24 protein-coding genes are annotated in these 21553 nt (G+C 66.7%); 6 read left to right on the plus strand and 18 right to left on the minus strand.

Going from position 1 to position 21553, the window contains the following annotated elements; all coding sequences use genetic code 11:
- Positions 1 to 83: 83 nt before the first annotated feature.
- Positions 84 to 1163 carry a geranylgeranyl reductase family protein gene (locus tag ACSC1R_RS07920; protein WP_439028522.1) on the plus strand — a complete coding sequence of 360 codons (1080 nt, stop codon included), beginning with the start codon at positions 84 to 86 and terminating at the stop codon, positions 1161 to 1163.
- Positions 1164 to 1172: 9 nt separating this feature from the next.
- Here the strand turns inward: ACSC1R_RS07920 and ACSC1R_RS07925 are convergent, their stop codons facing one another.
- The 5 genes from ACSC1R_RS07925 to ACSC1R_RS07945 all read right to left on the minus strand — a co-directional run bounded on the left by ACSC1R_RS07925 (position 1173) and on the right by ACSC1R_RS07945 (position 6157).
- Complete coding sequence (locus ACSC1R_RS07925; RefSeq protein WP_439028523.1) at positions 1173 to 1925, minus strand: PAS domain-containing protein; 753 nt, start codon at positions 1923 to 1925, stop codon at positions 1173 to 1175.
- Positions 1915 to 3360, minus strand: a complete 1446-nt coding sequence (locus ACSC1R_RS07930) for an ATPase domain-containing protein (protein ID WP_439028524.1) — start codon at positions 3358 to 3360, stop codon at positions 1915 to 1917. The genes ACSC1R_RS07925 and ACSC1R_RS07930 overlap by 11 nt, the downstream gene beginning before the upstream one ends.
- 59 nt (positions 3361 to 3419) lie before the next feature.
- Positions 3420 to 4508 carry a CAF17-like 4Fe-4S cluster assembly/insertion protein YgfZ gene (ygfZ, locus tag ACSC1R_RS07935; RefSeq protein WP_439028525.1) on the minus strand — a complete coding sequence of 363 codons (1089 nt, stop codon included), beginning with the start codon at positions 4506 to 4508 and terminating at the stop codon, positions 3420 to 3422.
- A 103-nt stretch (positions 4509 to 4611) separates the two neighbouring features.
- A complete protein-coding gene (locus tag ACSC1R_RS07940; RefSeq protein ID WP_439028526.1) occupies positions 4612 to 5001 on the minus strand; it encodes a DUF5611 family protein in 390 nt (129 codons plus the stop codon).
- A gap of 37 nt (positions 5002 to 5038) precedes the next feature.
- Positions 5039 to 6157, minus strand: a complete 1119-nt coding sequence (locus tag ACSC1R_RS07945) for a DUF7093 family protein (protein WP_439028527.1) — start codon at positions 6155 to 6157, stop codon at positions 5039 to 5041.
- Between the two features lie 433 nt (positions 6158 to 6590).
- Between ACSC1R_RS07945 and ACSC1R_RS07950 the strand changes: the two genes are divergently transcribed.
- Positions 6591 to 6887, plus strand: a complete 297-nt coding sequence (locus ACSC1R_RS07950; RefSeq protein WP_439028528.1) for a DUF6432 family protein — start codon at positions 6591 to 6593, stop codon at positions 6885 to 6887.
- Between the two features lie 18 nt (positions 6888 to 6905).
- Here ACSC1R_RS07950 and ACSC1R_RS07955 read toward each other — a convergent pair whose 3' ends face one another.
- The 3 genes from ACSC1R_RS07955 to ACSC1R_RS07965 all read right to left on the minus strand — a co-directional run bounded on the left by ACSC1R_RS07955 (position 6906) and on the right by ACSC1R_RS07965 (position 8972).
- Positions 6906 to 8324 (minus strand): DUF402 domain-containing protein, encoded by a 1419-nt coding sequence (locus tag ACSC1R_RS07955; protein ID WP_439028529.1) that lies wholly within the window; start codon positions 8322 to 8324, stop codon positions 6906 to 6908.
- The gene (locus ACSC1R_RS07960) at positions 8321 to 8695 is read right to left on the minus strand and encodes a DUF7532 family protein (protein ID WP_439028530.1); all 375 of its coding nucleotides are present in this window, start codon (positions 8693 to 8695) and stop codon (positions 8321 to 8323) included. The genes ACSC1R_RS07955 and ACSC1R_RS07960 overlap by 4 nt, the downstream gene beginning before the upstream one ends.
- 91 nt (positions 8696 to 8786) lie before the next feature.
- The gene (locus ACSC1R_RS07965; RefSeq protein ID WP_439028531.1) at positions 8787 to 8972 is read right to left on the minus strand and encodes a hypothetical protein; all 186 of its coding nucleotides are present in this window, start codon (positions 8970 to 8972) and stop codon (positions 8787 to 8789) included.
- Positions 8973 to 9134: 162 nt separating this feature from the next.
- On the opposite strand from ACSC1R_RS07965, the gene ACSC1R_RS07970 reads away from it, so the two are divergent.
- Complete coding sequence (locus tag ACSC1R_RS07970; RefSeq protein ID WP_439028532.1) at positions 9135 to 10169, plus strand: PrsW family intramembrane metalloprotease; 1035 nt, start codon at positions 9135 to 9137, stop codon at positions 10167 to 10169.
- Between the two features lie 20 nt (positions 10170 to 10189).
- Here the strand turns inward: ACSC1R_RS07970 and ACSC1R_RS07975 are convergent, their stop codons facing one another.
- Positions 10190 to 10795, minus strand: a complete 606-nt coding sequence (locus ACSC1R_RS07975; RefSeq protein WP_439028533.1) for a riboflavin synthase — start codon at positions 10793 to 10795, stop codon at positions 10190 to 10192.
- Positions 10796 to 11136: 341 nt separating this feature from the next.
- Here ACSC1R_RS07975 and ACSC1R_RS07980 point away from each other — a divergent pair, with 341 nt between their 5' ends.
- Positions 11137 to 11397, plus strand: coding sequence for a DUF7533 family protein (locus ACSC1R_RS07980; protein ID WP_439028534.1), 261 nt, complete (start codon positions 11137 to 11139; stop codon positions 11395 to 11397).
- A 26-nt stretch (positions 11398 to 11423) separates the two neighbouring features.
- Here the strand turns inward: ACSC1R_RS07980 and ACSC1R_RS07985 are convergent, their stop codons facing one another.
- The 4 genes from ACSC1R_RS07985 to ACSC1R_RS08000 form a co-directional block, all read right to left on the minus strand.
- Positions 11424 to 12611 (minus strand): M24 family metallopeptidase, encoded by a 1188-nt coding sequence (locus ACSC1R_RS07985; protein WP_439028535.1) that lies wholly within the window; start codon positions 12609 to 12611, stop codon positions 11424 to 11426.
- 3 nt (positions 12612 to 12614) lie between these two features.
- Complete coding sequence (locus ACSC1R_RS07990) at positions 12615 to 14462, minus strand: UvrD-helicase domain-containing protein (RefSeq protein ID WP_439028536.1); 1848 nt, start codon at positions 14460 to 14462, stop codon at positions 12615 to 12617.
- A gap of 177 nt (positions 14463 to 14639) precedes the next feature.
- A complete protein-coding gene (locus ACSC1R_RS07995; RefSeq protein WP_438266724.1) occupies positions 14640 to 14798 on the minus strand; it encodes a DUF7563 family protein in 159 nt (52 codons plus the stop codon).
- Positions 14799 to 15114: 316 nt separating this feature from the next.
- Positions 15115 to 15294 (minus strand): HVO_0416 family zinc finger protein, encoded by a 180-nt coding sequence (locus ACSC1R_RS08000; protein ID WP_439028537.1) that lies wholly within the window; start codon positions 15292 to 15294, stop codon positions 15115 to 15117.
- A gap of 161 nt (positions 15295 to 15455) precedes the next feature.
- Here ACSC1R_RS08000 and ubaA point away from each other — a divergent pair, with 161 nt between their 5' ends.
- Positions 15456 to 16268 (plus strand): SAMP-activating enzyme E1, encoded by an 813-nt coding sequence (ubaA, locus tag ACSC1R_RS08005; RefSeq protein WP_439028538.1) that lies wholly within the window; start codon positions 15456 to 15458, stop codon positions 16266 to 16268.
- A gap of 214 nt (positions 16269 to 16482) precedes the next feature.
- Here the strand turns inward: ubaA and ACSC1R_RS08010 are convergent, their stop codons facing one another.
- Positions 16483 to 17253, minus strand: coding sequence for an HAD-IIA family hydrolase (locus ACSC1R_RS08010; RefSeq protein ID WP_439028539.1), 771 nt, complete (start codon positions 17251 to 17253; stop codon positions 16483 to 16485).
- 117 nt (positions 17254 to 17370) lie between these two features.
- On the opposite strand from ACSC1R_RS08010, the gene ACSC1R_RS08015 reads away from it, so the two are divergent.
- Positions 17371 to 18186 (plus strand): DUF4097 family beta strand repeat-containing protein, encoded by an 816-nt coding sequence (locus ACSC1R_RS08015; protein WP_439028540.1) that lies wholly within the window; start codon positions 17371 to 17373, stop codon positions 18184 to 18186.
- 5 nt (positions 18187 to 18191) lie between these two features.
- Here ACSC1R_RS08015 and ACSC1R_RS08020 read toward each other — a convergent pair whose 3' ends face one another.
- The 4 genes from ACSC1R_RS08020 to ACSC1R_RS08035 all read right to left on the minus strand — a co-directional run bounded on the left by ACSC1R_RS08020 (position 18192) and on the right by ACSC1R_RS08035 (position 21546).
- The gene (locus ACSC1R_RS08020) at positions 18192 to 18638 is read right to left on the minus strand and encodes a desampylase (protein ID WP_439028541.1); all 447 of its coding nucleotides are present in this window, start codon (positions 18636 to 18638) and stop codon (positions 18192 to 18194) included.
- On the minus strand, positions 18635 to 19570 hold the full coding sequence (locus ACSC1R_RS08025) for an ABC transporter substrate-binding protein (RefSeq protein WP_439028542.1): 936 nt from the start codon (positions 19568 to 19570) through the stop codon (positions 18635 to 18637). The genes ACSC1R_RS08020 and ACSC1R_RS08025 overlap by 4 nt, the downstream gene beginning before the upstream one ends.
- Positions 19571 to 19624: 54 nt before the next feature.
- Positions 19625 to 19966, minus strand: coding sequence for a hypothetical protein (locus tag ACSC1R_RS08030; protein WP_439028543.1), 342 nt, complete (start codon positions 19964 to 19966; stop codon positions 19625 to 19627).
- 98 nt (positions 19967 to 20064) lie between these two features.
- The gene (locus ACSC1R_RS08035) at positions 20065 to 21546 is read right to left on the minus strand and encodes a carboxypeptidase M32 (RefSeq protein ID WP_439028544.1); all 1482 of its coding nucleotides are present in this window, start codon (positions 21544 to 21546) and stop codon (positions 20065 to 20067) included.
- Between the last annotated feature and the right edge of the window lie 7 nt (positions 21547 to 21553).

Raw genomic sequence — 21553 nt, forward strand, 5'->3', positions numbered from 1 at the left:
GTCGGGGTCGGACCCACGGGTACGACGAGTGCTCTCGACGCGAAGCGGGAAGGTATTTAGCCGAGACTCACGAGGCGACAGACATGTACGACTTCGTCGTCGTCGGCGCTGGTCCCGCCGGTTCGCGGTTCGCCCGTCGCGCGAGCGAGGCGGGCTTCGACGTCCTCGCGCTCGAACAGGGACGTGTCGGCGAGCCACTGGCCTGTTCGGGCCACGTCAGTACCGACATCTGGGAGTACACGGGCGAGGGTGCCCGAGACGAGTTGCTCCAGAACGAGGTGTTCGGTGCGCGCTTTCACGTCGGTGGGCCCCACAGCGACGCCCACCAGTTCTACAAGCGCGAGGTCGTTTCGAACGTCATCGACCGGGTCGGCCTCGACAGACACCTCGCCGACCTCGCCCGCGGGGCGGGGGCGGACCTCCGCGACCAGCACACCGTCACCGCCGTCGAAGAGTATCGCGACCGCGTCGAGGTGACGGCTCGCGGCCCCGACGGCGTCGAGACGCACGAGGCGAAGATGGTCGTCGGCGCGGACGGCCCACGCTCGCGAGTCAGGGCGGCACTCGGGCTCCCAGAGCCGGGAGAGTTGCTCCACGGTGTGCTCGGCTTCAGCGACGAACCCGACGGTCAGGATTTCGTGGACGTACACCTCACCGCCCCCCGGTTCTTCGCCTGGCGTATCCCCCGGGACGACGCGGGTGTCGAGTACGGACTCGCGTGTCCGCCGGGTGAGCAGGTCAACGAGTTGTTCGACGAACTCGTGGCGGGGTACGACGTGGACATCGTCCGGCGGTGTTCCGGGCTCATCCCAATCGGGCCGCCCGGCGTCGTCACCACGCGACGGGGCTTACTGGTCGGCGACGCGGCCGCCCAGACGAAGCCGTTCACCGGGGGTGGCATCCTCTACGGGATGACCTGTGCGGACCACGCGGTTCGGACGGTCGACCCCGACGACCCGAGCACCCTGGCGGACTACGAGGAAGCGTGGCGCGACGACCTCGCGTCGGAGATTCGACTCGGACACTGGATTCGCAAGGCGTACTCGCTCCCCGAACCGGTCCAGACGCTCGGGCTGTCGACACTGTCCGGCGAAATCGGCGTCCACATGGACCGCCCTACGTCCCTGTTCTCGACGGACCAGCTGAAGGCGTTCCTGCGGTAGCGATTCGGGTTACCGCGCGTCCTCGTCCGTCTCGGTCGTCGAACCGTAGCACATCCCGAGGTACCCTGCGAGGCCTCCCTCTTCGTTCAGGAGTCGCCGTAACTCTGCGGAGACCCGTCGGTCTTCCTCGACCAGCGTCACCCGCTCGACCCCCGGCCCGTCGTCGGCGAACAGGGAGTCGACCCTGTCACGGGCCGCTGCGGGGACGAGGGTCGTGAGACGTCGGCCGTGCAGTTCGTCGGCGGTCGTCCCGAGCCGGCACTGGAGGGCGGCGTTCGAATCGGTCACTCTCCCGTCGCTGACGGCGAACGCGGGGAACGGGAGCGAATCGACGACCGACGAGAGTGTGACGGACGCTGTCTGTCGGTCGGTCGACTGCCGTCGCAGCTGGAGTAGCCTGTCGACGCGGTGCCGGAGCGTACTGGAGTCGATCGGCACGGTCACGATTTCGTCGACGAAATCGAAACGAGGGTCGTCACTGGCGGCGACCCGCGGTGCCAGTCGGTCGGTCACGACCAGCACGCACGGGAGGAACGCTCGGTCGGCTGCCTTGCGGTCACGTATCTCTGTGGCCGCCTGTTTGCACGCCCCGAGGTCGACGATACAGATGTCGGTGCCCTCCGGGAGTCGCGCTCCCGGGTCGATGCTCGTCACCGGAATCTGCCGCTCGTCGAGCCACCGCGAGAGTACGTGTTCGTTCCCCGTGTCGGCCATGACCAGTGTGACGAGTCCGGTTCGTGCCTGTGTGCTGTCAATCAGCACGTTCGTCGGTGAACTCCGGCGTGCCGCTCAAGACGCCGTGGAGGCTGGTCAGCGGTTCCCCGAGGTGGAGGCCGTCGGACCGAATCTCGAACTCCCGGAGCGTTCGCTCGAAGTCGCTGGTTCGCATCTTCAACACGCCCATTGCCCGGTTGATTTCGCCGTGGAGTTCGAGGTACCGGAGGAAGAGGATGTTGTCACCGAGGTAGCTGATGCGCTCGCTCGTGGGTTTGAAATCGCCGGTGACCGCCGGCACGTCGTCGACGAGGATGGTCGTCACACCCATCCCGCGCAGGTAGCGACACAGCGCGTGTAGTTCACGAACCAGATCGTCGTCGTCCCCGCGAATCGAGAGCCGATAGCCGCTGATACCGTCTATCATCACGACGCTCGTCCCGTGGCCCTCGACTTCTTCCCGGACCATGTGTGCGAACTCGTCGGACGAGACTGCCAGGGGTTCGACCTCGACGACGTCGAGGGCTCCCTGCGCTCGCATCTCCGAGACCGGGATTCCGATGGACTCAGACCGGTGGGTGAACGTATCGGTCGACTCCTCGAACATGTAGATGACCGAGCGTTCGCCACGCTCTGCGGCGGCGCTCATGAACTGCGAGCCGGTCGTCGTCTTCCCGACCCCACTCGGGCCACTGATGACGGTCACGGTCCCGCGTTCGATACCACCGGTGAGGAGACTGTCCATCTCGGGGACGCCGGTCGACATGGTGTCTGCGTCGAACTCGCGCGAGCGGACCGAGGGGACGAGTTCTGGATACACCTCGATGCCGGTGGGGGTGATTCGCATCGTGTGGATGCCACCCTGGAAGCCGGAGCCGCGGAACTTCGTCACGGTGAGCGTCCGGCCTTTCGCGGCGTAGCCCAGTTCCATGCTTCCGTCACAGATGAATTCGAGGTCGGCGTCGGGTGTGTTCGGCATCGGCTGGGTGGTGAACACGATGGTCGCGTCCGAGTCCTTGAGATAGCTCATGAAGCCTGCGACCTCGGTACGGAACTGGTAGTCGTCGGGGGCGAAGTATCGCAACTGGGTCAGCGGGTCGACGAACACCCGGGACGGTTCGAGGTCGTCGACGGCACTGACGACGTGTTCCGTGATGTCGTCTTCGACGTCCGGTGGTTCGAACACGTCGTAGTGCATCCGCGACTGGAACGACTCCGAGTCCGGACTCAGGTCGAGAATCGCGACGTCGTCGAGGTCGAACCCGAGTGCGGCCGCGTTCGCCCGGATGTCCTTCTCTCGCTCCTCGAACGCGACGTACAGCCCATTCGTGGGTTCCTCTAGCAGGAAGTGAAGCCCGAGGATGGTCTTTCCCGTGCCGGGTCGTCCGCTGACCATGTACGACCGGCCCGGGATGAAGCCGCCGTGAAGTACGTGGTCGAGACCGGGAATGCCGGTCGAGTATCGTGTCCCCGCGTCATCCATACGGAGAGAGAAACCGCCAGCAACCTAAAGTCGTTTGGCGATTCCCTCAGTTTCACGGACTATGACGGGTAGTCTGGCACTCTCGCGGAGCGGTCGCTCGCAGCGAGAAACGGGAGCGTCGTGCGGGTCGCCGGCACCTCGTCACCGTCGACCCGGACGGTGAGGTCGGTCGTCTCGGCGTCGAACGGAACCAGGGCGAACGCGAGGGGGCGCTCCAGCGACGGACTCTCGCCAGTGCGGGTCACCTCGCCGACGGCCTCGTCCCCGTCGAAGACAGCTGCGCCGGACTCGGGGACCGCCTCGGGTTCGAGACCGACGAGCCGACGCGACGGCTTCCCCCGGTTCTCGACGCGAGAGACGACCTCCTGACCGACGAAACAGCCCTTCTCGAAGTCGAGCGCGTTGCGCAGCCCGAGGACGTTCGGGAGCCGTCCGTCGAGTTCGGTGTCGAACAGTGGCGTCCCGGCTTCGAGGGTCAGGTTGTCCCACGTCTGGTAGCCGAAGGGGGCCGCGTTCAGGCCGTGGTTGACGAGCGTGCTGAACACTGCCTTCGCGTCGGTGGCGGCGCAGACGACCTCGTAGCCTTCGTCGCCGGCGAGGCCGTCACCGCGGATGACGGTGACGCCTTCGTCCCCCATCGTTCCGCGGACGAACGAGAGGTGTCTGTCGGGTGTCGCGGACTTGTTGAGGACGCTCGCGACCTTCTCGGTCGCTTTCGGTCCGTGGACGCCGAAGGTGGCGAAGTCGTCGGTGGCGACCGTCAACTCGACGTCCTGGATGAACACCTTCTCGGCCCAGTCGTCGACCAGTTCACCCGCCAGGCCCGGCGGGACGAACAACAGCAGTCGTTCCCCCGCGTTGTAGACGTACATGTCCATCCGTATCTTCCCCTGTGGGTCGAGCAAGAGCGCGTAGCAGCCCTCGCCGTCGTCGTCGGGGACCCGGTTCGAGACGGCGTTGTCGACGAACTCGACACGGTCGTCGCCTTCGACGAGGACGACGCCGTACACCATCTCACAGACACCCGCGAGGTTTCGGACCGCCCTGTGGACGCGCTCGGGACGGCCGTAGTGTTCGACGACTGTCCGGCCGCCGCGTTCTCCGAACGTCGCCCCGTGGTCCGCGTGAACCGACTCGATGACCGTCATGTGGTTGGGAGTGTCTTGGGCGGGTTCGCGGGTAAAGCCTCTCGTTTCGGTGAGCGATGTGACTCTCGGACCGAAAAACGGAGAAGTACCGTGTGGCGTACGATCAGGCGTCGACGTCGTGGTCCGGGTCGTCCTCGACGGCGCGCTTCATGGACTCGCGGCGGGACTTGGCGTCCCGACCGGTCGCTTCGAGGAGGAAGTCGTTCTTCTTCGAGACGGCCTCACCGGCCGCTTCGAGTTCGTCCGGCGAGAGTTCGGCCGGGTTGCGCTCTTCGAACTCGACGGCGAGTTTGTCCTTCTTTCCCGAGTACTTGACCGCGCCGACGACGATGCGCTCGAAGACGGGGTTCGAGGGTTCGTCGATGACGTAGAGGTCACTTCCCTTGAACTCCTCCGTTCCTGTCACCGGCCCAAAGTACTCCTCGATGGTCGCTTTCAGGTCCGGAATGCGTTCTTCGAGGTACTCGCCGCGTCGCATCTTGTACTCCTTCATGGATGGCACATGGGCAGGTGGGTGTTTACCTGTTTCGTCACTGCCCGGACTCGGCGAGGTAGCCCCGCTTGCATTCCGGGCAGATGTCGCCGGCGCGCAGGGAGGTGCGCGAAGCGAGTTCGGTGTTGTCACAGGCCGGACAGACGAGGTCGCCACCGGACCGCGACGGCGTCCCGGTGCCCGGCGCCTGCGCCTCGCTGGCCGAGGCGATTCCCGTCGGGGAGTTCTGTGCGGCGCTGCGTGCCCGCTGGTCGGTCTCGTGGTCGGTGCTCCGCGCGGTCGCGTTGTCGATGAACTCCGCGTCGTGTCCGTCCTCGGGTTCTCCCGCGTCCGACTGTGGGTGGCCGCCCTCGAACTCGACGTCTGCCGGTTCGCCGTCGCTGACCGTCGCGTCGTAGCCGTCGTCCTCGCCGCCGTGTTCCGGCCATTCGCGCGTCTCGGTGGCCGCCGCGGCCTGTCCGGTCTCGTGTTCTGGCCACTCCCCGTGCTGGCGCTCTCGCTCGTCGCCGTCGTCGGCCGGGTCGTCAGCCAGGATGACACCGTCGTCGGTCTCCGGCTTCTCGTGAGGCTCGGCGTCGTCGGCGTCCTCGATGTGTTCGTCGGCTACCTCGCCCGCGTCGGCGTCGGCTTCGTTGGCCGCTGTGTCGTCGCCGGCGTCGATTATCATCGCATCGTCGTCGGGCGCGGCCGTCACCTCCTCGTCGTCGGCCGGGCTCTCTTCGTCCGCTTCGATACCGGCGTCGTCCGCCACACCGTCGTCCGCCACGCCGTCGTCGGTCACGATTTCGGCGTCGCCGTCGGCCGTCTCGATACGTTCGTCGGCGTCGTCAGCTGGCTCGTCGACACCGTCCGTGTCGACGGCCGCGTCAGCTGTTTCTTCACCCTCCGACTCCGTCGCCTCGGCGACGACCTCGGCGGCGACCGCGTCGGCGTCGGATTCAGCCTCGTCGGTCTCGATGCCGGCTGTCTCGTCGGTCCGGCTGGCGGAGACGCTCGTCACCTCGGTGTTCTCACTGATGAGCGTCTTCTCACCACAGCGAGAACACACCTCGTACTCTCTGACGGTCATCACGACCTCGTTGCCCTGCTCGTCGCGCTCGTCCTCTATCTCCGTCTCGCTCCAGTCGTGACCGAGGAGCGAACACCTCAGACCCATTGTGACGGCCTACCCCGCCCGGCCGTAAAAGACTTTGCTGCCCTGGCAATCACCGGGGGCGGTGCGGCGCGCAGGTCTGTCACTGTGGTTTAACGAACCGGGGCGAGCAGCTAGCTAGATGGAACGATTCGTCTGGCGTGTGCCAGCGAGCGTGCCGAACGGCAGTGAGGCCACGACCCAGCATGCGCGAGGGATGCGGACCGAAGGCCCGTGGCCGAGGACCGGTCACGAGACGTACCACGTCTCGTGCGCACACCTGCACGCTCCGAGTTCCGGGGACGCAATCGGCCGTGGACTGTCACAGACGCCGTGTGGCACTGCCAGGGAACCGAGTACGACGGAGTCGTCGCAGTGAACGACGACTTCGCGATACCCTGCTCGCTCGCCACGACAGGGGCAAGCGTGAAATCGTATCCGCTCGAAGTGGACACTGATGAAGGCAAAGCGGGAGTTCCGGAATCGAGCCGACATCGACGTGTCAGTGCTCGATGCCCTCGTGGACCGCGCCGAAGACGGGATGACCGTCTTCGAACTCCGTTCGCACGTCGAAGCGGATATCGACGACCTGGAGACCGCGCTCGCGGGGCTGAAAGAGGACGGCCTGATAGTCGTCGAGCAGTCCACGTCCCGGACGGTGATCAAGCCTGCCGAGCAGGTCATCCCCGACCCGGAGGACCTCGCCGAGGACCCGTCGCTCATCGACGAGTTACGGAAGAAACTGCCCTTCTGACCGCCTCCCCAGCCGTGTTCACCCGAGTGCCCGCTCGACCGCGGCGGCGACGCTTCTGGCCTTCTCTGCGAGCGCCTCCGAGACGTACCCCGCAGCGACCGCCTCGTCGAGTTCGTCGTCGTCCACCCGTTCGACCGTCCCGTCGGCGTGTTTCACCACGTCGACGTGCAGGTCGACGTAGCGCGCCTGGTCGGGGAACAGTTCGACCGGCGTGCAGATGTTCACGTACGTCCCCTTCTTCGTGCCGTCCTCACCACGGTAGACCGTCGGGTACCACCAGCGGCCCTCCTTGAGTTTCGTGATGGCCACGTCGCCTCGCTCGCGCGCGACACCCAGCGCGTCGTAGCTGCCGCCGCCGGACATCTGGCGTTCGAGGGTGACCTGCCCGTCGGGGTCGTAATCCGTTATCTCGCCACGCCCGAGGACGATGAGTCGGCCCTCGGGTTTCCCGTGTGCGAGGGCGATGCGGTCGCCCAGGAGCGGACCGAACTGCTCGGTCACGGCCTGGAACGGGAACTCGCCACCGGGGTCGTCGCAGACGGCCTCGACGAAGTCGACTGCGGTACTCGCGGCGCGGTGGGCCGCCTTGATGCGGTGGTGGCCGACCATCGTTCGCTCGGCCTCCCGGCGAACGTCGTCGAGGGCGAAGCGGCACTCCCGACCGAACCAGACCCAGGCGGTGCCCTCGCCCGCGACGAGTTGCGCCGGCGCGTCGTCGGGGTCGCCGCCGGCCGCGGCGAGCGTCTCGTCGAGTTCCTCGGCACGCTCGACCGCGGCTTCCAGCGCGTCGCCGAGGGCGGTCATGTCGGCGTCGGTCGCGGCACGCTGCCAGCGGACGCCCCAGCCGTCGGGCACGTCGACGGGGAGAATCTCCGTGGTGCGGACGATCTCGGTCGCGCGCTCGCCGTCGACGTTCGCGGAGACGCCGGACCTGCCCTGTGAGAGTTCGACGAGTCCGTCGTGGACCGTGATGTCGCCCGACAGCAGGGGTCGGTCGTCGCTCCACGGTGCGGCTGGCTCGTGAACCTGGACGCGAACCACGTCACCGTCGGCGACGTGGCCGTCGAAATCGCGGAACGGGAGGAACCCTTCGGCCGCACCGAGGTCGACGACGGCCCCACTGCCGAGCGTGTCGGTGACGACGCCGTCGAAGACGGCCCCGCGGGGGGCATCGCTGCCCCAGTGGAGCGCGTCGACACCGACGCCGGCGACGAGGTCGCGGACCGTCTGGAGGGGGTCGGGGTCTCCGACGAGCCCGACGCCCTGCCGGTCGTCGGTGGTCGCCACTTCGACGTCGGCCGGTCTCGCGGTGAGGTCTGCCTCGTGGTCGTCGAACCGGCGGCGGATGGGTGGCGACGCCTGCACCACGTCGATTCCCTCGTCGAGGAGCAACTGCGTGAGCGCGGTGGTGTAGATGCCCCGGACCCTGACCGTCATAGCTGGTCGCGGGTCGGCGCGAACCGGACCCGGTCGTGGATGCTCGGCCCGAGCGTGAGTTCGACCGTCCCGTCGTCCAGCAGTCGGCCGTCCTCGACGTACACGCCCCAGGTGTCGAAGCGAAGCCAGCCGCGCATCTCGGCCGCGTGCGTGGTGATGTCGCAGTACTCGACGGTGTGTTCGGGATACTCGCTCGCGCTGTGGGCCATGTCCATGTCCGAGTAGACCACGTCGTTGGTCTCGAAGAAGTCCATCAGCGCCGCGGCGTCGGCCTCGGTTCGCTCGGCGACGTCTGCCGAAGCGGCCTGCAGCTCGTCGGTCGACAGACCGACCGCACGCAAGGCCGCTTGCGTCCGCTGGTCGAAGTGCATACGCGGCGCTACAGGTGGCAGGGTCTTTACTCGTACGACAGCGTCTGGACTAGCGTCTACTCGGGTCGTGTTCGGAGTCGGTCGTCGGGTCTCAGTCGTCGGCCAGGGTGTCGCCCCAGCGGGACGACGCCTCGGCCTGCGTGCGAGAAGAGGGGCGCGTGGTGGTCGTCGTCGGTTCGTCCTCGGTCGGTGTAAGTGTGGGTACTGGTTTCTTAAACCCGTCTTCCTCCGTCGGAAGCGGTGTGTAGAGCATCTGTCGGCTGTTATTCTCTGTCATTGTCTCGCATACAGGCATGAGTGCTCATAAGCTTCCCCCTATTACGCGTTTTGGGAATTAATGTCATACTAGGATTGGACGTTCGTCATCTAGGTTCCTGCCCGGTGCCCCGTCCTGCCGTAGGGGGAAGCGTTACGGACCGGTTGGCCGTACGGTTGGGCAATGAGTCCACGCCGTGACCCGGTCGAACGGGCAGCCGACCGGGCCAGTGACCTGTACGAAATCGCGACGTGGGAGCCACGGACCGAACTGGACGGTCTCGCTGTCTCCATCTACGAAGGCCTCCGGCCGGCGGCCCGCCTCGGTGTCATCGTCATCGCAGGCATCCTCGCCCTCGTGCTGTTCGGGCTGGTGGCCTTCGGTGCCGTCGCCACCCCGCTGGTCGGCGGGTTCGTCGTGCTCTCTATCGTCCCGGCGGCTCTGTTCGCCGTCTACATCTACCGGAGCGACGTGACGACGAACGAACCGTTACGGCTGGTCGTCGGCACCTTCCTGCTCGCTATCCTGTTCTCGACGTTCGCCAGCGTCGTGAACACCGTGATGAGCGCCGGCTTCCGATTCGTCGGGCTGCCGACCAGTACGCTGCTCGGGGCGTTCATCTACTTCTTCTTCATCGTCGCCCCGGGCGAGGAGTTCGTGAAGTGGCTCGCCGTCCGCATGTACCCCTATCGGCGGCCGGAGTTCGACGCGGTCATCGACGGCGCGGTGTACGGGGCAGTCGCCGGTCTCGGGTTCGCAACCATCGAGAACGCGGTGTACATCACGGGGAGCATCAACCAGGCGTCGACCGTGCCCATCGTCGACGCCGGCTCGTCCATCGCGACCATCCGGGCGTTCGCCGGGCCGGGCCACGTCATCTACTCCGCCGTCGCCGGGTTCTACCTCGGGCTCGCGAAGTTCAACCGGGAGTACTTCGGCCCCATCGTGGTGAAAGGGCTGTTGCTCGCGGCGCTGTTCCACGCGACGTACAACATGACCGTCAGCCTCGTCCCGCAAGTGCTGTCTCGCGCACTCGACGTGGACCCCATCGTCGCGTTCTTCGGCTACGTCGTCGTGTACGACACCGCCATCGGGCTGTTCCTCTACCGGAAGATACGGAACTACCGCCGGGCCTACGACGAGGTCGGCGCCCAGCGAAACGGGGTCGAAGCGGGCGAGTCCGAACTCACCGAGTTCGACCAGCCGCCGCGGTACTGAGTTCGGCTCCTCGACCGCCGCTACTCCAGCCGGTCGAGGTACCCGCCGAGCATGTTCTCGACGTACTTCGCCGTCACGTCGACCTCCAGGTGGACGTGGTCGCCCGGCTCCTTCGCCGAGAGGTTCGTCAGGTCGTACGTCGTCGGGATGATGGCGACCGCGAACTCCTCGTCTCCCTTCTCGGCGACGGTGAGGCTGATGCCGTCGAGGGTGACCGACCCCTTGTCGACGACGTATTTCGAATACGCCTCGGGCAGTTCGAAGGTGAACCGCCAGTCCTCGCCGACCTGTTCGACGGCCAGCACCTCGGCCGTCGTGTCGACGTGGCCCTGCACGATGTGGCCGTCGAAGCGGCCGTCGGCGGGCATCGCGCGTTCGAGGTTCACGAGGTCACCCTCCTCGACCGTGCCGAGGTAGGTCTTCGCGACGGTCTCCTCGGCCAGGAACACCGAGAACGTCTCCGAATCGAACTCCTCGACGGTCAGGCAGACACCACTGACGCTGATGCTCGCGCCGTGTACCACGTCTTCGAGGACGACGTCGCCCGCGATGCGCAGGCGTCGCCCGTCGTCGGTCTCGGTCACGTCGACCACCTCGCCCGTCTCCTCGACGATACCGGTGAACATAGCCGGGCGTTCGGGACGGGCGGCGGAAAGGGTTGCTATCTCGGGGTCCCGTGAACTGGACTTCCGGCTGGCGCGCGCGGTCGGCGGTCCGAACGCCAGTGAGGACGCCGTCGGAAGCGCGAGGGATGCGGACCGCAGGGAACGGAACGACGTGGAGTGGACGAGGACCGGAATCGGCTGGGGAGGGCGTGGGGTGGTGCTGTGGGGGGCGATGCTGTGCCGGGCAGTGCTGTGGGGGGCGATGCTGTGTCGGGCGGTGCGGTCATCGTCACCAGCGCGAGCGGTCTGCTCGTCGTGACCGTCCGCACCCTTTTTGCCGGGGTATCGCCAATGGGCGCTCGATGGGTCGGAGTATCATCGAATCGGTGAAACTGCTGGCAGTACTCGTGTTCGCACTCCCCGCTATCGCCGCGGGTCTGGACATGGTCTTCCTGCGCGGCGAGACGACGATGGGCGCGGCACTGGTCGTCATCGGTGTCCTCATGATTCTCGTCGAGAAGTACATCGACAGCCCGTTCGACATCCCGGGCAAACTAACGGGTGCGGCGGTCGAGACGGTCGTCAAGGAGCCCGACGAACTCGACGAGACGAACAGCGAGTAGAACGCGAGCCGTCTTCTGCCGGACCGTCAGGGAGCCAGCGAGCGCGGGTACGCGCCGAGCGCCCGCCCGCCGTCTTCCGTAATCGCGACGAGGTCCGCGAGTCTGACCGTGCCTTCGTCGGCATCCGATACCCGCGCGTCGAGCGCCAGCACCGTCCCCGCGTCCAGTTCCTCGTCCTCGTCCAGCGTGCCGAGCAGGGGCGCTTCGCGGCGTTCCAGCCCGACGCCGTACGCCGCGGTGTCGTCGCCGTCGAAGCCGTAGGCGGCCACCTCGGCTTCGAGTTCCAGCAGGACCTCGCCCGCGGTGACGCCGGGTTCGAGGACGCCGACGGCGGCGTCGAGTGCGGTCTCGGTCGCCAGCTGGGCGCGCCGGGTCCAGCCGCCGTCGCCGTCGACGACGAACGTCCGGACGAGTCGCCCGTGGTAGCCGTCGGGGCAGTGTGGGGCGAGGTCGACGACGACGGTGTCGCCGGGTTCGATCGGGTCGTCCGAACGGGGGGTCGCCGTCCTGCCAGCGACGCCGATGGCGGTCGTGCCGGGGTGGACGCCCTCGGCGGCGAGGGCGGCGTTGGCCTCGCGGCGAAGACGGAGCGCGGTGAGGGGTGCGTGCTCCCAGACGAGCGGGCCATCGTGGGCGTGGTCTCCTTCGTGTTCGTCTTTCTGGCCGTGGTCGCCGTGCTGGTGACTGTGGCCGTGCCCCTCCTCGGTGAGGTCACCGGGCTCTGCCTCGGCCAGTACTTCCGAAACGCGGCGCATTCCGGCACACGCCGCCGACTGCACCGTGGTCTGGCGGAGCTGTTCGGGGTCGGTCTTGGTCTCCCGGTCGGTCTCGACGACCGCTGTCGAGGCCACCTCGAAGCCCTCGTTCTCCAGATACAGTGCGGCGTCGTGGGGGACCGTCCGCGGCGTCAGCACCGTCCCGGACAGCCCGAGGTCGTCGAGCACCGTCGCGACGCGGGTGCCCGTCGGAATGTCCGCACCCGCAGGGAGGACCTGCGCGTCGGGGAAGGCCTCGCTGGCGGCGTCGGGCGCGTCGGGGGCCAGCAACAGCGCCTGGTCGGCCGTCACGACGACCGCGAGTTCGCCCTCGACCGCCGCGGTCCGTCCGAGATATCGCAGTATCGGGTCGGACTCACGACCGACGTGGACGAACGCGCAGGCATCGCGCGCTCGCAGCTCGCGCTGGACGGGCTCGAAATCGGTAACAAGCGTCATGCCTCAGTCCGCCGCTTCGGCTTCCATCGGCTCTTTCGCCTGCTCTATCAGGTCGTCGAGGTCGGTGCCGGTCAACTCGTTGTTGAGGAGCACGTCGACGGTCAGCGTCGGCGCGCCGTCGACGAGGTTCTCCAGCAGGACGAGGCGCTCGCGGGCACGGGACATCCCGACGTAGAACACGCGGCGTTCGTTGTCCGTCAGGATGGGGACCGGCGAGGTCGTCTTCGTGAACTCGACGTCTGCGGGCAGTTCGTCTTCGTCGACCGTCGCGACCATCTGCTCGACGACCTTCTCGGTGAGGTCGGTGCCCATGAAGACGTGGTCGGCCTCACGACCCTTCGCGGAGTGGATGGTGCCCACGCGGACGTGGTCGCGGTCCATGCCGCGGTGCTCGCCGGTGGCGAAGTACGCCTTCATCGACTTGCGCTGGAAGGAGGTGACCTTCCGGACCATGTCCGACGCCGACGCCGGGCCGGGCATGAACGGGACGTGGTCGCTCACGAGGTCGGGCGAGATGGAGAGGTCCGTGAGGTCTTCCACGCCGGCGTCCTCCTGGGCGTCGTCGATGGCGTCGAAGAACTCGTCGCGCTCGTTTGTGCCGAACGCGGACTCCTGCAGCATGTCGGCGAGTCGTCGGGCCTGCAGGCCGTTGATGTTCTCGCCGGCCTCTATCTGCTCGACCGCGGTGACGTAGTCGTCGAGGCGGTCGGTCCACATGCGCTGGTCGGTCAGCGACTTGAACGGGATGCCCTCGGTGATGAACTCGTCGATGAACTGGAACATCTGGTACCGCGCCCGGAACAGGATCATGACCGTGCCGTCGTCGTTCTGGATGGTCCGGCGGACGTTCCGTACGAGGTCGAGCATCGACGGGTTCTGGACGGCCTCGACGACGCCACCCTCCTTGCGAGGTTTGAGGTCTTTGTCCTGGCGCTTCTCGATGTGTCGAATCTCGCGGTTGACGATGTTGAGGATGCGCGAGGGCAGGCGGTACGAGTTGGGCAGGATGATGTCCTCGTCCGGTTCGGCGTCCAGCAGGAGGTCGGGGTCGGCACCCTGCCAGGCGTAGACGACCTGGTCGTCGTCACCGGCGATGAGGACGCCTTTCATGTGCGGACGCCACTCGTCGTAGACGCGGTGCTGGAGCGTCGTGATGTCCTGGAACTCGTCGATGACGAGGTAGTCGACGTTGGGGAGCAGGGAACGCTGTTCGACGCGTTCGAGCATATCGGCGAAGCCGACGAGTTCGTTGTCGCCCTTGTACTTGCGCCACGCCCGGATGGTCTCGGGCACGTCGATGCGGTCGTCGCTCGACGGCCACGTCGGGGTGTACTTGTTCCCTTCCTGGGCGTTGGGGTCGATCTCGGGCGGGAGGCGAACCGTCTCGACGTCCCACTGGAACGGCACGTCGTACCAGTCGGCGACCTCGCGGTTGGTACGCTGGAGCCACTGGCTCGTCGCGATGATCTTGTTCCCGATGGTCGTCGACCGGGCGGTTCGGCGGCCGGCACCGCCGTACTCGTCTTCGTACTCGATGCCGTAATCCTCACAGAACTCCTGTTTGTCCTTCTCGCCGACGACGTCGTTACGCGAGAGGTTCAGGAGGTCGTACGCCTTCGCGTGCATCGTACAGACGTTCCCCTGGAGAGAGCGGGGGTTGATGTCGAGTCGCTCGGCGAGACGCTCGCGGATTTCGGCTGCCGCAGCACGGGTGTAGGAGACGACGAGGATGTCGCGGAAGGTCACGTCCTCGTCTTCGAGGATCTCCTCCACCTTGTCGAGGAGGGCTGTCGTCTTCCCGCTTCCCGGGCCACCGAAGAGGCGGGTCACTTTCGTCTCGGCGTCAGTCATTAAACGCATACTGGGTGTCGAGACGGATAAGAACCATGGGTTTGCTCCGCCCCCCGTCACGCGATACCAACGGCAGACGGAGGCGGTGAAAAACCGGTCGTGGAACCGACGGGAAAACGGGCGGTCGGGAACCGGCGGCGGTAGCAGTCGATAGACGGTCCTCGTCGGTAGACGGTGCTAGTTGTTTCGAGGAGAACGAGCCTCCCGTACGTCGCTCCCGTCACGGATTTTGTCCTTACAGTTAGGACACACACGGGGGTCCTCGACGCCTCGTGGTGTGAACACTCTGGCGTACGCATCAGTGACGAAAGACCCGCAGTTCTGGCATTCCGGCATTTGAATCTCCAGTCTGGACAGATGGAATTATCTTTAATAATGTTTCCCCCTAGTGACCTCGGTTGCCGGTTCTCAGATTTGTGATAACACGATACTTAGTGGGCGGCATGAGTGGGAAAGGTCGGGTGGTCTCGGGCGATTCCCGGTGCTATCACTACTGACAGAAGTCACAGAGTCGGGGCGTACAGAGTGCAGATGCGTCACGAAACCGTCGCTCTCGAGTCGGGATCAGTGTCGAAAGAATCGCCGCTGGGGTCGTGAGTCCGTTCACGACCGCCACGCTGTTGCGTTCGGTCCGAGCTATAGACTGGTGTGACTAGTTCGGCTCCCAGCCACAGACCCCGCAGTCGCTGGCGCTCTCGTCGTGGAGCGCCATGCAATCGGGGCACTGGAGTTTGTTGTAACTTCGATCCCACCCTACCGGTTCTGTCTCGTGGCCGCGGTCTGCGAGGAATTGGTCGAACACGTCGTCACCGGATTGGGGTGCGGACGCCATATGCCATGGTAACGCACAGCACGTATTAAACGGTTGTGGTGTGACACCTATCCTCGGGGGTTACACAACGTTTATCACGCTCTCGCTGCCGCCACGAGACAGCCGTCCAGTCCACCCCTGGGAGTCGTGAGAGTTTTTCCCCCGCCGACCGAACGAGGTGTATGACCGACCTCAGCCTCGACCCGACCCAGCTGGACCGCTACTCCCGGCACATCATCATGGACGAGGTCGGCCCCGAGGGCCAGCAGCGCCTCCTCGACGCGGCCGTCCTCTGTGTCGGCGCGGGTGGTCTCGGCTCGCCGGTCATCGAGTACCTCGCCGCGGCCGGCGTCGGCCGCCTCGGCATCGCCGACGACGACGTGGTCGAGCGCTCGAACCTCCAGCGTCAGGTCATCCACCGCGACGCGGACGTGGGCGACCCCAAGGCCGAGAGCGCCGCCCGGTTCGTCCGCGACCTGAACCCGGACGTGACCGTCGACGTGCACGAGGCGCGCGTCGACAGGGAGAACGTGACCGACCTCGTCGCGGAGTACGACCTCGTCGTCGACGGCACGGACAACTTCGCCACCCGCTACCTCGTGAACGACGTCTGTGTCCTCTCGGGGACGCCATTCGTCCACGGTGCTATCTACAAGTTCGAGGGCCAGGCGACCACCTACGAGCCGGGCGCGCCCTGCTACCGCTGTGTGTTCCCCGAAGCCCCGGAACCGGGGACGGTTCCGGACTGCGCGACGACTGGTGTGCTCGGCGTGCTGCCCGGGACCGTCGGATGCATCATGGCCACCGAGGCCGTCAAGAAGGTGCTCGGGGCCGGCGAGAGCCTCGATGACAGGTTGCTGCTGTACGACGCGATGGACATGAGCTTCGACGAGGTTCCGGTCCGGCGAAACCCCGACTGCCCGGTGTGTGGGGACGAGCCGAAGATCGGGTCTGTTTCGGACGTGGACTACGCCGAGACGTGTGCTATCGAGTGAGAGCACTGCCCCGCACCCGCACAGCACAGCACCGCCCCACGCCCTCCCCAGCCGATTCCGGTCCTCGTCCACTCCACGTCGTTCCGTTCCCTGCGGTCCGCATCCCTCGCGCGACACCAGTTCGCGTCTTCGCTGGCGCTCAGCACGCTCACTGGCGCGCGCCGGGGTGGGCAGGTGAGGTCGAAGCACCGCCCGAAGCACCACCCCGAATCCCCTACAGAATCTCCTCGATGTCCCCCAGCGACTCCAGGACGTGGTCCGGCTGGATGTCCGAGGCTACCGCCTCCTCCCGCGTCGTCGCGCCGGTCAGCACGAGCGCGGTCTCCATCCCGGCGCGTTCGCCCATCAGGATATCGGTGTGGAGGTTGTCGCCGACGACGAGGCACTCCCCCGGTTTCACGTCGAGGCGTTCGCAGACGGCGTCGGCCATGTGTTCGGAGGGTTTGCCGATGACCAGCGGGTCCCGGCCGGTCATGCCCTCGATGGCACCGATGGTCGCGCCAGCACCGGGTTCGAGGCCGTCGGGCGTCGGGTAGGTCCGGTCCGGATTCGTGGCCACGAACAGGGTACCCCTGTGGAACGCACGGAGGGTCCGGGTCAGGAGTTCGTGGCTGATGTCGTAGGCTTTCCCGGCGGCGACCACGTCGGCCTCGCCGGACTCGACGACGGAGAGGCCCGCGTCCCGAATCTCCTCGTGTAACACCCGGTGGCCGACGACGAACACGTCCGCGTCGGGCTGATGGTCGGCGAGGTAAGTCGCCGTGGCCGACGCCGACGAGGAGATGCCCCCGACGTCGCCGGGGATGCCGAGCGAGTCGAGCGTCGCGGGGAACGTGCTGCGGTCGACGCTGGTGCTGTTGGTGACGAACTGGATGGCCAGCCCGGCGTCCCGGAGCGCGAGCACCCCCTCGTCTGCGCCGGGTATCAGCTGCTCGCTGCGCCAGACGGTCCCGTCGAGGTCCACGATGGCCGCGCGTCGTGTCATCGGTCGTAGGTTCGACGCCCGGGGTTGTAACGGTGCCCCCGCGTTCTCGCCGACAGTGCGCCGAGAGTTGTCACGGAGCAGGCACCATTTATCATCTCAGCGAACGAATACGTCGCCATGGAGAATTTCTCTCGGAGAGCCTTCCTCGGGGCCGGGGTGACCGGCCTCGCGGTCGGCCTCGCCGGCTGTACCTCGTTCGCGACGAGTACCGCCGTCAGGCAGGACCAGTACGTGGTCGACGCCGGATCCACACTCGACATCGAGACACAGAACGGTGACGTGACGGTCGAACCCATCAACGGCGACCAGCTCGACGTCCAGTACACGATGCGGACGAACGGCCCCACGTCGGCGTTCGACCGGGTGACGGTGACCGTCGATACCGGCCCGGAGAACCGGGTCGTCGCCGACGTAGACGACGGGGGGTTCTTCGCCTGGAGCGTCTCGGTCGACCTCCGCATCGGCGTCCCAGAGGGCGTCCGGGTGTCCCAGGTCGAGACGAGTAACGGCGACATCACCATCGAGAACGTCGCTGGAGACCTCGTCGCCGAGACGACCAACGGTGACGTGGAGGCCCGCGAGGTCGAGGGCTACGTCACGCTTCGGTCGACCAACGGCGACGTGCTCGCGCGGAACACGCAGGGCCTCGACGCGGCCGGAAGCACGAACGGTGAGGTCGACGTGGACGTGCTCGCGGTCCGCGGCGACGTGGCAGTTCGGTCCTCGAACGGGGACGTGACCGTCCGCATCGACCCGTCCCTCGAGGCGGCACTCGAGGCGACGACGAGCAGGGGCAAGGTGACCTGGCGCGACCTCGACATCGTGACGACCACGTGGGACGAGAACGAAGTCGTCGGAAACATCAACGGCGGGAACAGCCCACTCATCCGGGTCCGTACGAGCAACGGTGACGTGACCATCCTGGCGCGGTAGCCGCGTTACGGTTCGATTCGCACCGGCTCGAACGCCTCGCCCGTCCAGCGCCACGCGCCGATGGTCGCGTCCGCGTCTCCGTCTTCACCCGTCTCTCCGTCCAGCGAGACGATGCAGTACACCTTGTCGCGCCAGGTCGCCCGTTCTTCGTCGGTCGCGCTGGGGCCGTCGGGGCCGGCGGGGTGGGAGTGGTAGAATCCGACCACGTCGCGGCCGGCATCCTCTAGCGCGTCGATGACCCGGACCGTCTCTGCCGGGTCGAGTTCGTACCGGCTTCGGGGGGTCTCGGCGACGTTCGTGACGGCGTGGACACTCGTCACGACTCGTTCCGGCTCTTCCTGGCCGCCGAGAACGCCACAGACCTCTGCCGGAGCGCCCCCTCTCGCGTGGTCGACGAGGTGCCCTCGCACGTCGTCTGGCAGGCGGAGTCGTCGGTTCTTCACGTCGCTCATGTCGTCCCATCCAGTCGTTCGTCCAGTGCCGAGAGCGGCTGGACGACGTCCTCGGGCGGTCGCTCGAACGCGTCGGGGTGCACGACGCTCGCGAGGTGTTCGAGCGAGTCCACGGTCCGTGGCCCGGGTCGGTTCATGTACTGGTCGCCGTCGAGGACCCAGACGCGCCCTTCTCGTACCGCTGTCAGGTCGTCCCAGCCCTCGCGCCCGGTCAGGTCGCCCAGGTTCCGCCGAGTCTGGTCGAGGTCGAAGCCACAGGGTGCGACCACGAGCACGTCCGGGTCGTAGCACAGCAGGTCGTCCCACTCGCGGGGAATGGACCGGTCGCCCGGGGCGGCCATCCCGTACTCGCAGTTCGCGCGGTGGGCGAGTTCGGGCACCCAGTGACCGGCGACCATCACGGGGTCGGTCCAGTCGAGTACGGCGAGGTGCTTCTGTTCACATCCGTCTGCCCTCGCCCGCTCCTCGACCGCGGCGACCCGCGACTGGAGCGACTCGACGAGGTCGGCGGCCTCGGTCTCGCGGCCGAGCGCGCTCCCGATGCGCTCGACGTCGTCGTAGATGTCCGAGAGGCTGTGCGGGTCGGTGCTCAGAATGTCCGGGTTGGCGTCGATGCGTTCGACGGCTTCCTCGACCATCCCCTCGTCGACGGCACAGACGTCACACATCCCCTGCGTGACCACGAGGTCCGGGTCGAGGTCGTCCAGCAGGTCGACGTCGATACCGTAGACGCTCCCGTGTTCGGACCTGGCTTCGTGTACCTGCCGGTCGATGTCGGTGGTGCTGGCGCTCGAGTCGACGTGGCTGTACTCGACCGCCGGAAGCGCCAGTGCAGCCGGTGGATAGTCACATTCGTGCGAGACGCCGACGGGCTCCACCCCGAGCGCGTAGACGATTTCCGTCGCGGATGGTAACAGCGTCACGACGTTCATACTGGCCAGTCCGGTACCAGCCGGGATAAAGGGCGTGTCGTCGGCAGCCATCGTTCAGAACAGAGAGATGGCGATGGCGAGGAGCCCACCGACGACCATCAGGAGGCCGCCGCGTTTGCGCTGTTTCACGTCGTCGGGGTCGACCTCGACCGCGTCGTAGTCCGTCTCGCCCGAGAGGAGGACGCCCAGCCAGACGGCGAACGCCTCGGCGTAGACCACGTAGAGCAGCCCCATGAGGGTGATGAGGAGGCCGAGGCTGGCGACCATCGTGTTCTGTCGTGTGAGCGTCCCGAGGGTCATCCCGAGGCCGAGTGTCGCGACCACGACGGCGGCGAACAGGACGACGACGACCCCGAGGGCGACTTTCACCTGTCGGACCGATTGCGCACGAGTCATATGTGGATGCTCTCTCTCGTGTGGTGTAGGGTTGTCGAACTGTCTCGCGTCGCTCTCGACTACGCTCCCGGCGTGAGCGCCGGGCCGGCGGTGAACCCCTACAGGTCGTACAGTTCGCCGTACTTCTCGCGGACGTGGTCGAGGTAGTACTCCGCAGTGAGGGGTTCGCCGGTCGCCTCCTGGATGAGTTCGTCCGTGGTGTACCGGCACCCCTGTTCGTGGATATTCTCGGTGAGCCACTCGTGCATCGGCTCGAACTCCCCCCGTCTGATGTGCTCGTCGAGGTCACCGATGTCGGCTTCCATGGCTGCCTCCAGCTGTGCCGCGAGCACGCTCCCGACGGTGTAGTTCTGGAAGCCGGCGAACCCGTAGGACCAGTGGATATCCTGCAGACAGCCCTCGGCGTCGGTCTCCGGCCGAACGCCGAGGTAGTCGTCCATCTTCTCGTTCCACGTCGCGGGAATCTCGTCGGCTGGCAGGTCGCCCTCGACGAAGGCACGGTCTATCTCACACCGCAGGATGATGTGGAGGTGGTAGGTTATCTCGTCGGCCTCGACGCGGATGCGGTTGTCCGGTCGGACCTTGTTCGCGGCCTGGTAGAGGTCGTCGACGGTCGCGTCCGAATGCTGCGGGAACCGGTCGGTGAACTTCGGGAGGAACGCCTCCCAGAAGGCGCGACTGCGGCCGACGTGGTTCTCCCAGAATCGGCTCTGTGACTCGTGGACGCCCGACGACCGGGGCTCGCCCAGCGGGGTCGCGTAGGCGTCGTCACGCAGGCCCAGCTGGTAGGTCGCGTGGCCGAACTCGTGGATGGCCGCGGTCAGCGCGTCGAGCGGTTCGCCGTCGTTGAACCGTGTCGTGATGCGGGCGTCGAACTGGTTGCCGGACATGAACGGGTGTGGAGCGGTGTCGAGGCGGCCGCGGTCCCAGTCGTACCCGAGGAAGTCCAGTGCGTCCTCGCAGAGGCCCAGCTGGGCCTCCTCGCTGTAGCTCCCCTCGAAGGGCCACGCGACCTCGGCGTCCGATTCTCGAATCGCCTCGATGAGGGCAGGAAGCTCGGCTTTCAGCTCCTCGAACACCTGCTCGACCCGCGAGAGCGGCAGGTACGGCTCGCCGTCCTCGAACATCACCTCGTAGGGCGACTTCGAGTCGTCGATGTGTCCGGCGCGCTCACGATGCAGGTCGCGCAGGCTCCGCAGTGTCGGCGCGAACGACTCGAAGTCGTCCGCCGCCTTGGCGTCCTGCCAGGTCTCCTGGGCGTCGGACTGGGTTCGGGTGAGTTCGTCCACGAGGTCGCTCGGCACGTCAGTCTCGCGTTCGTACTCGCGTCGAACCTCGCGGACGACCGCCTGCTCGTCGGGTTCGAGGCTCTCGTCGTCGGCCGAATCGAGCAGGTCCGCGGTCTCGTCAGCCACGAGCAACTCGTGGCGTGTCGTCGAGAGCGCGGCGAGTTGCTGCGAGCGCGCGGGTGTCCCGCCCGCCGGCATCATCACCTGCTGGTCCCAGTTCAACAGACCCGCGGCGTTCCCGATGTTGGCGAGACGGCGATACCGGTCGAGCAGGTCGTCGTATGCTGCCATATGACAG

It is taken from the genome of Haloarchaeobius ordinarius (assembly GCF_051801355.1).
Taxonomy (GTDB): domain Archaea; phylum Halobacteriota; class Halobacteria; order Halobacteriales; family Natrialbaceae; genus Haloarchaeobius.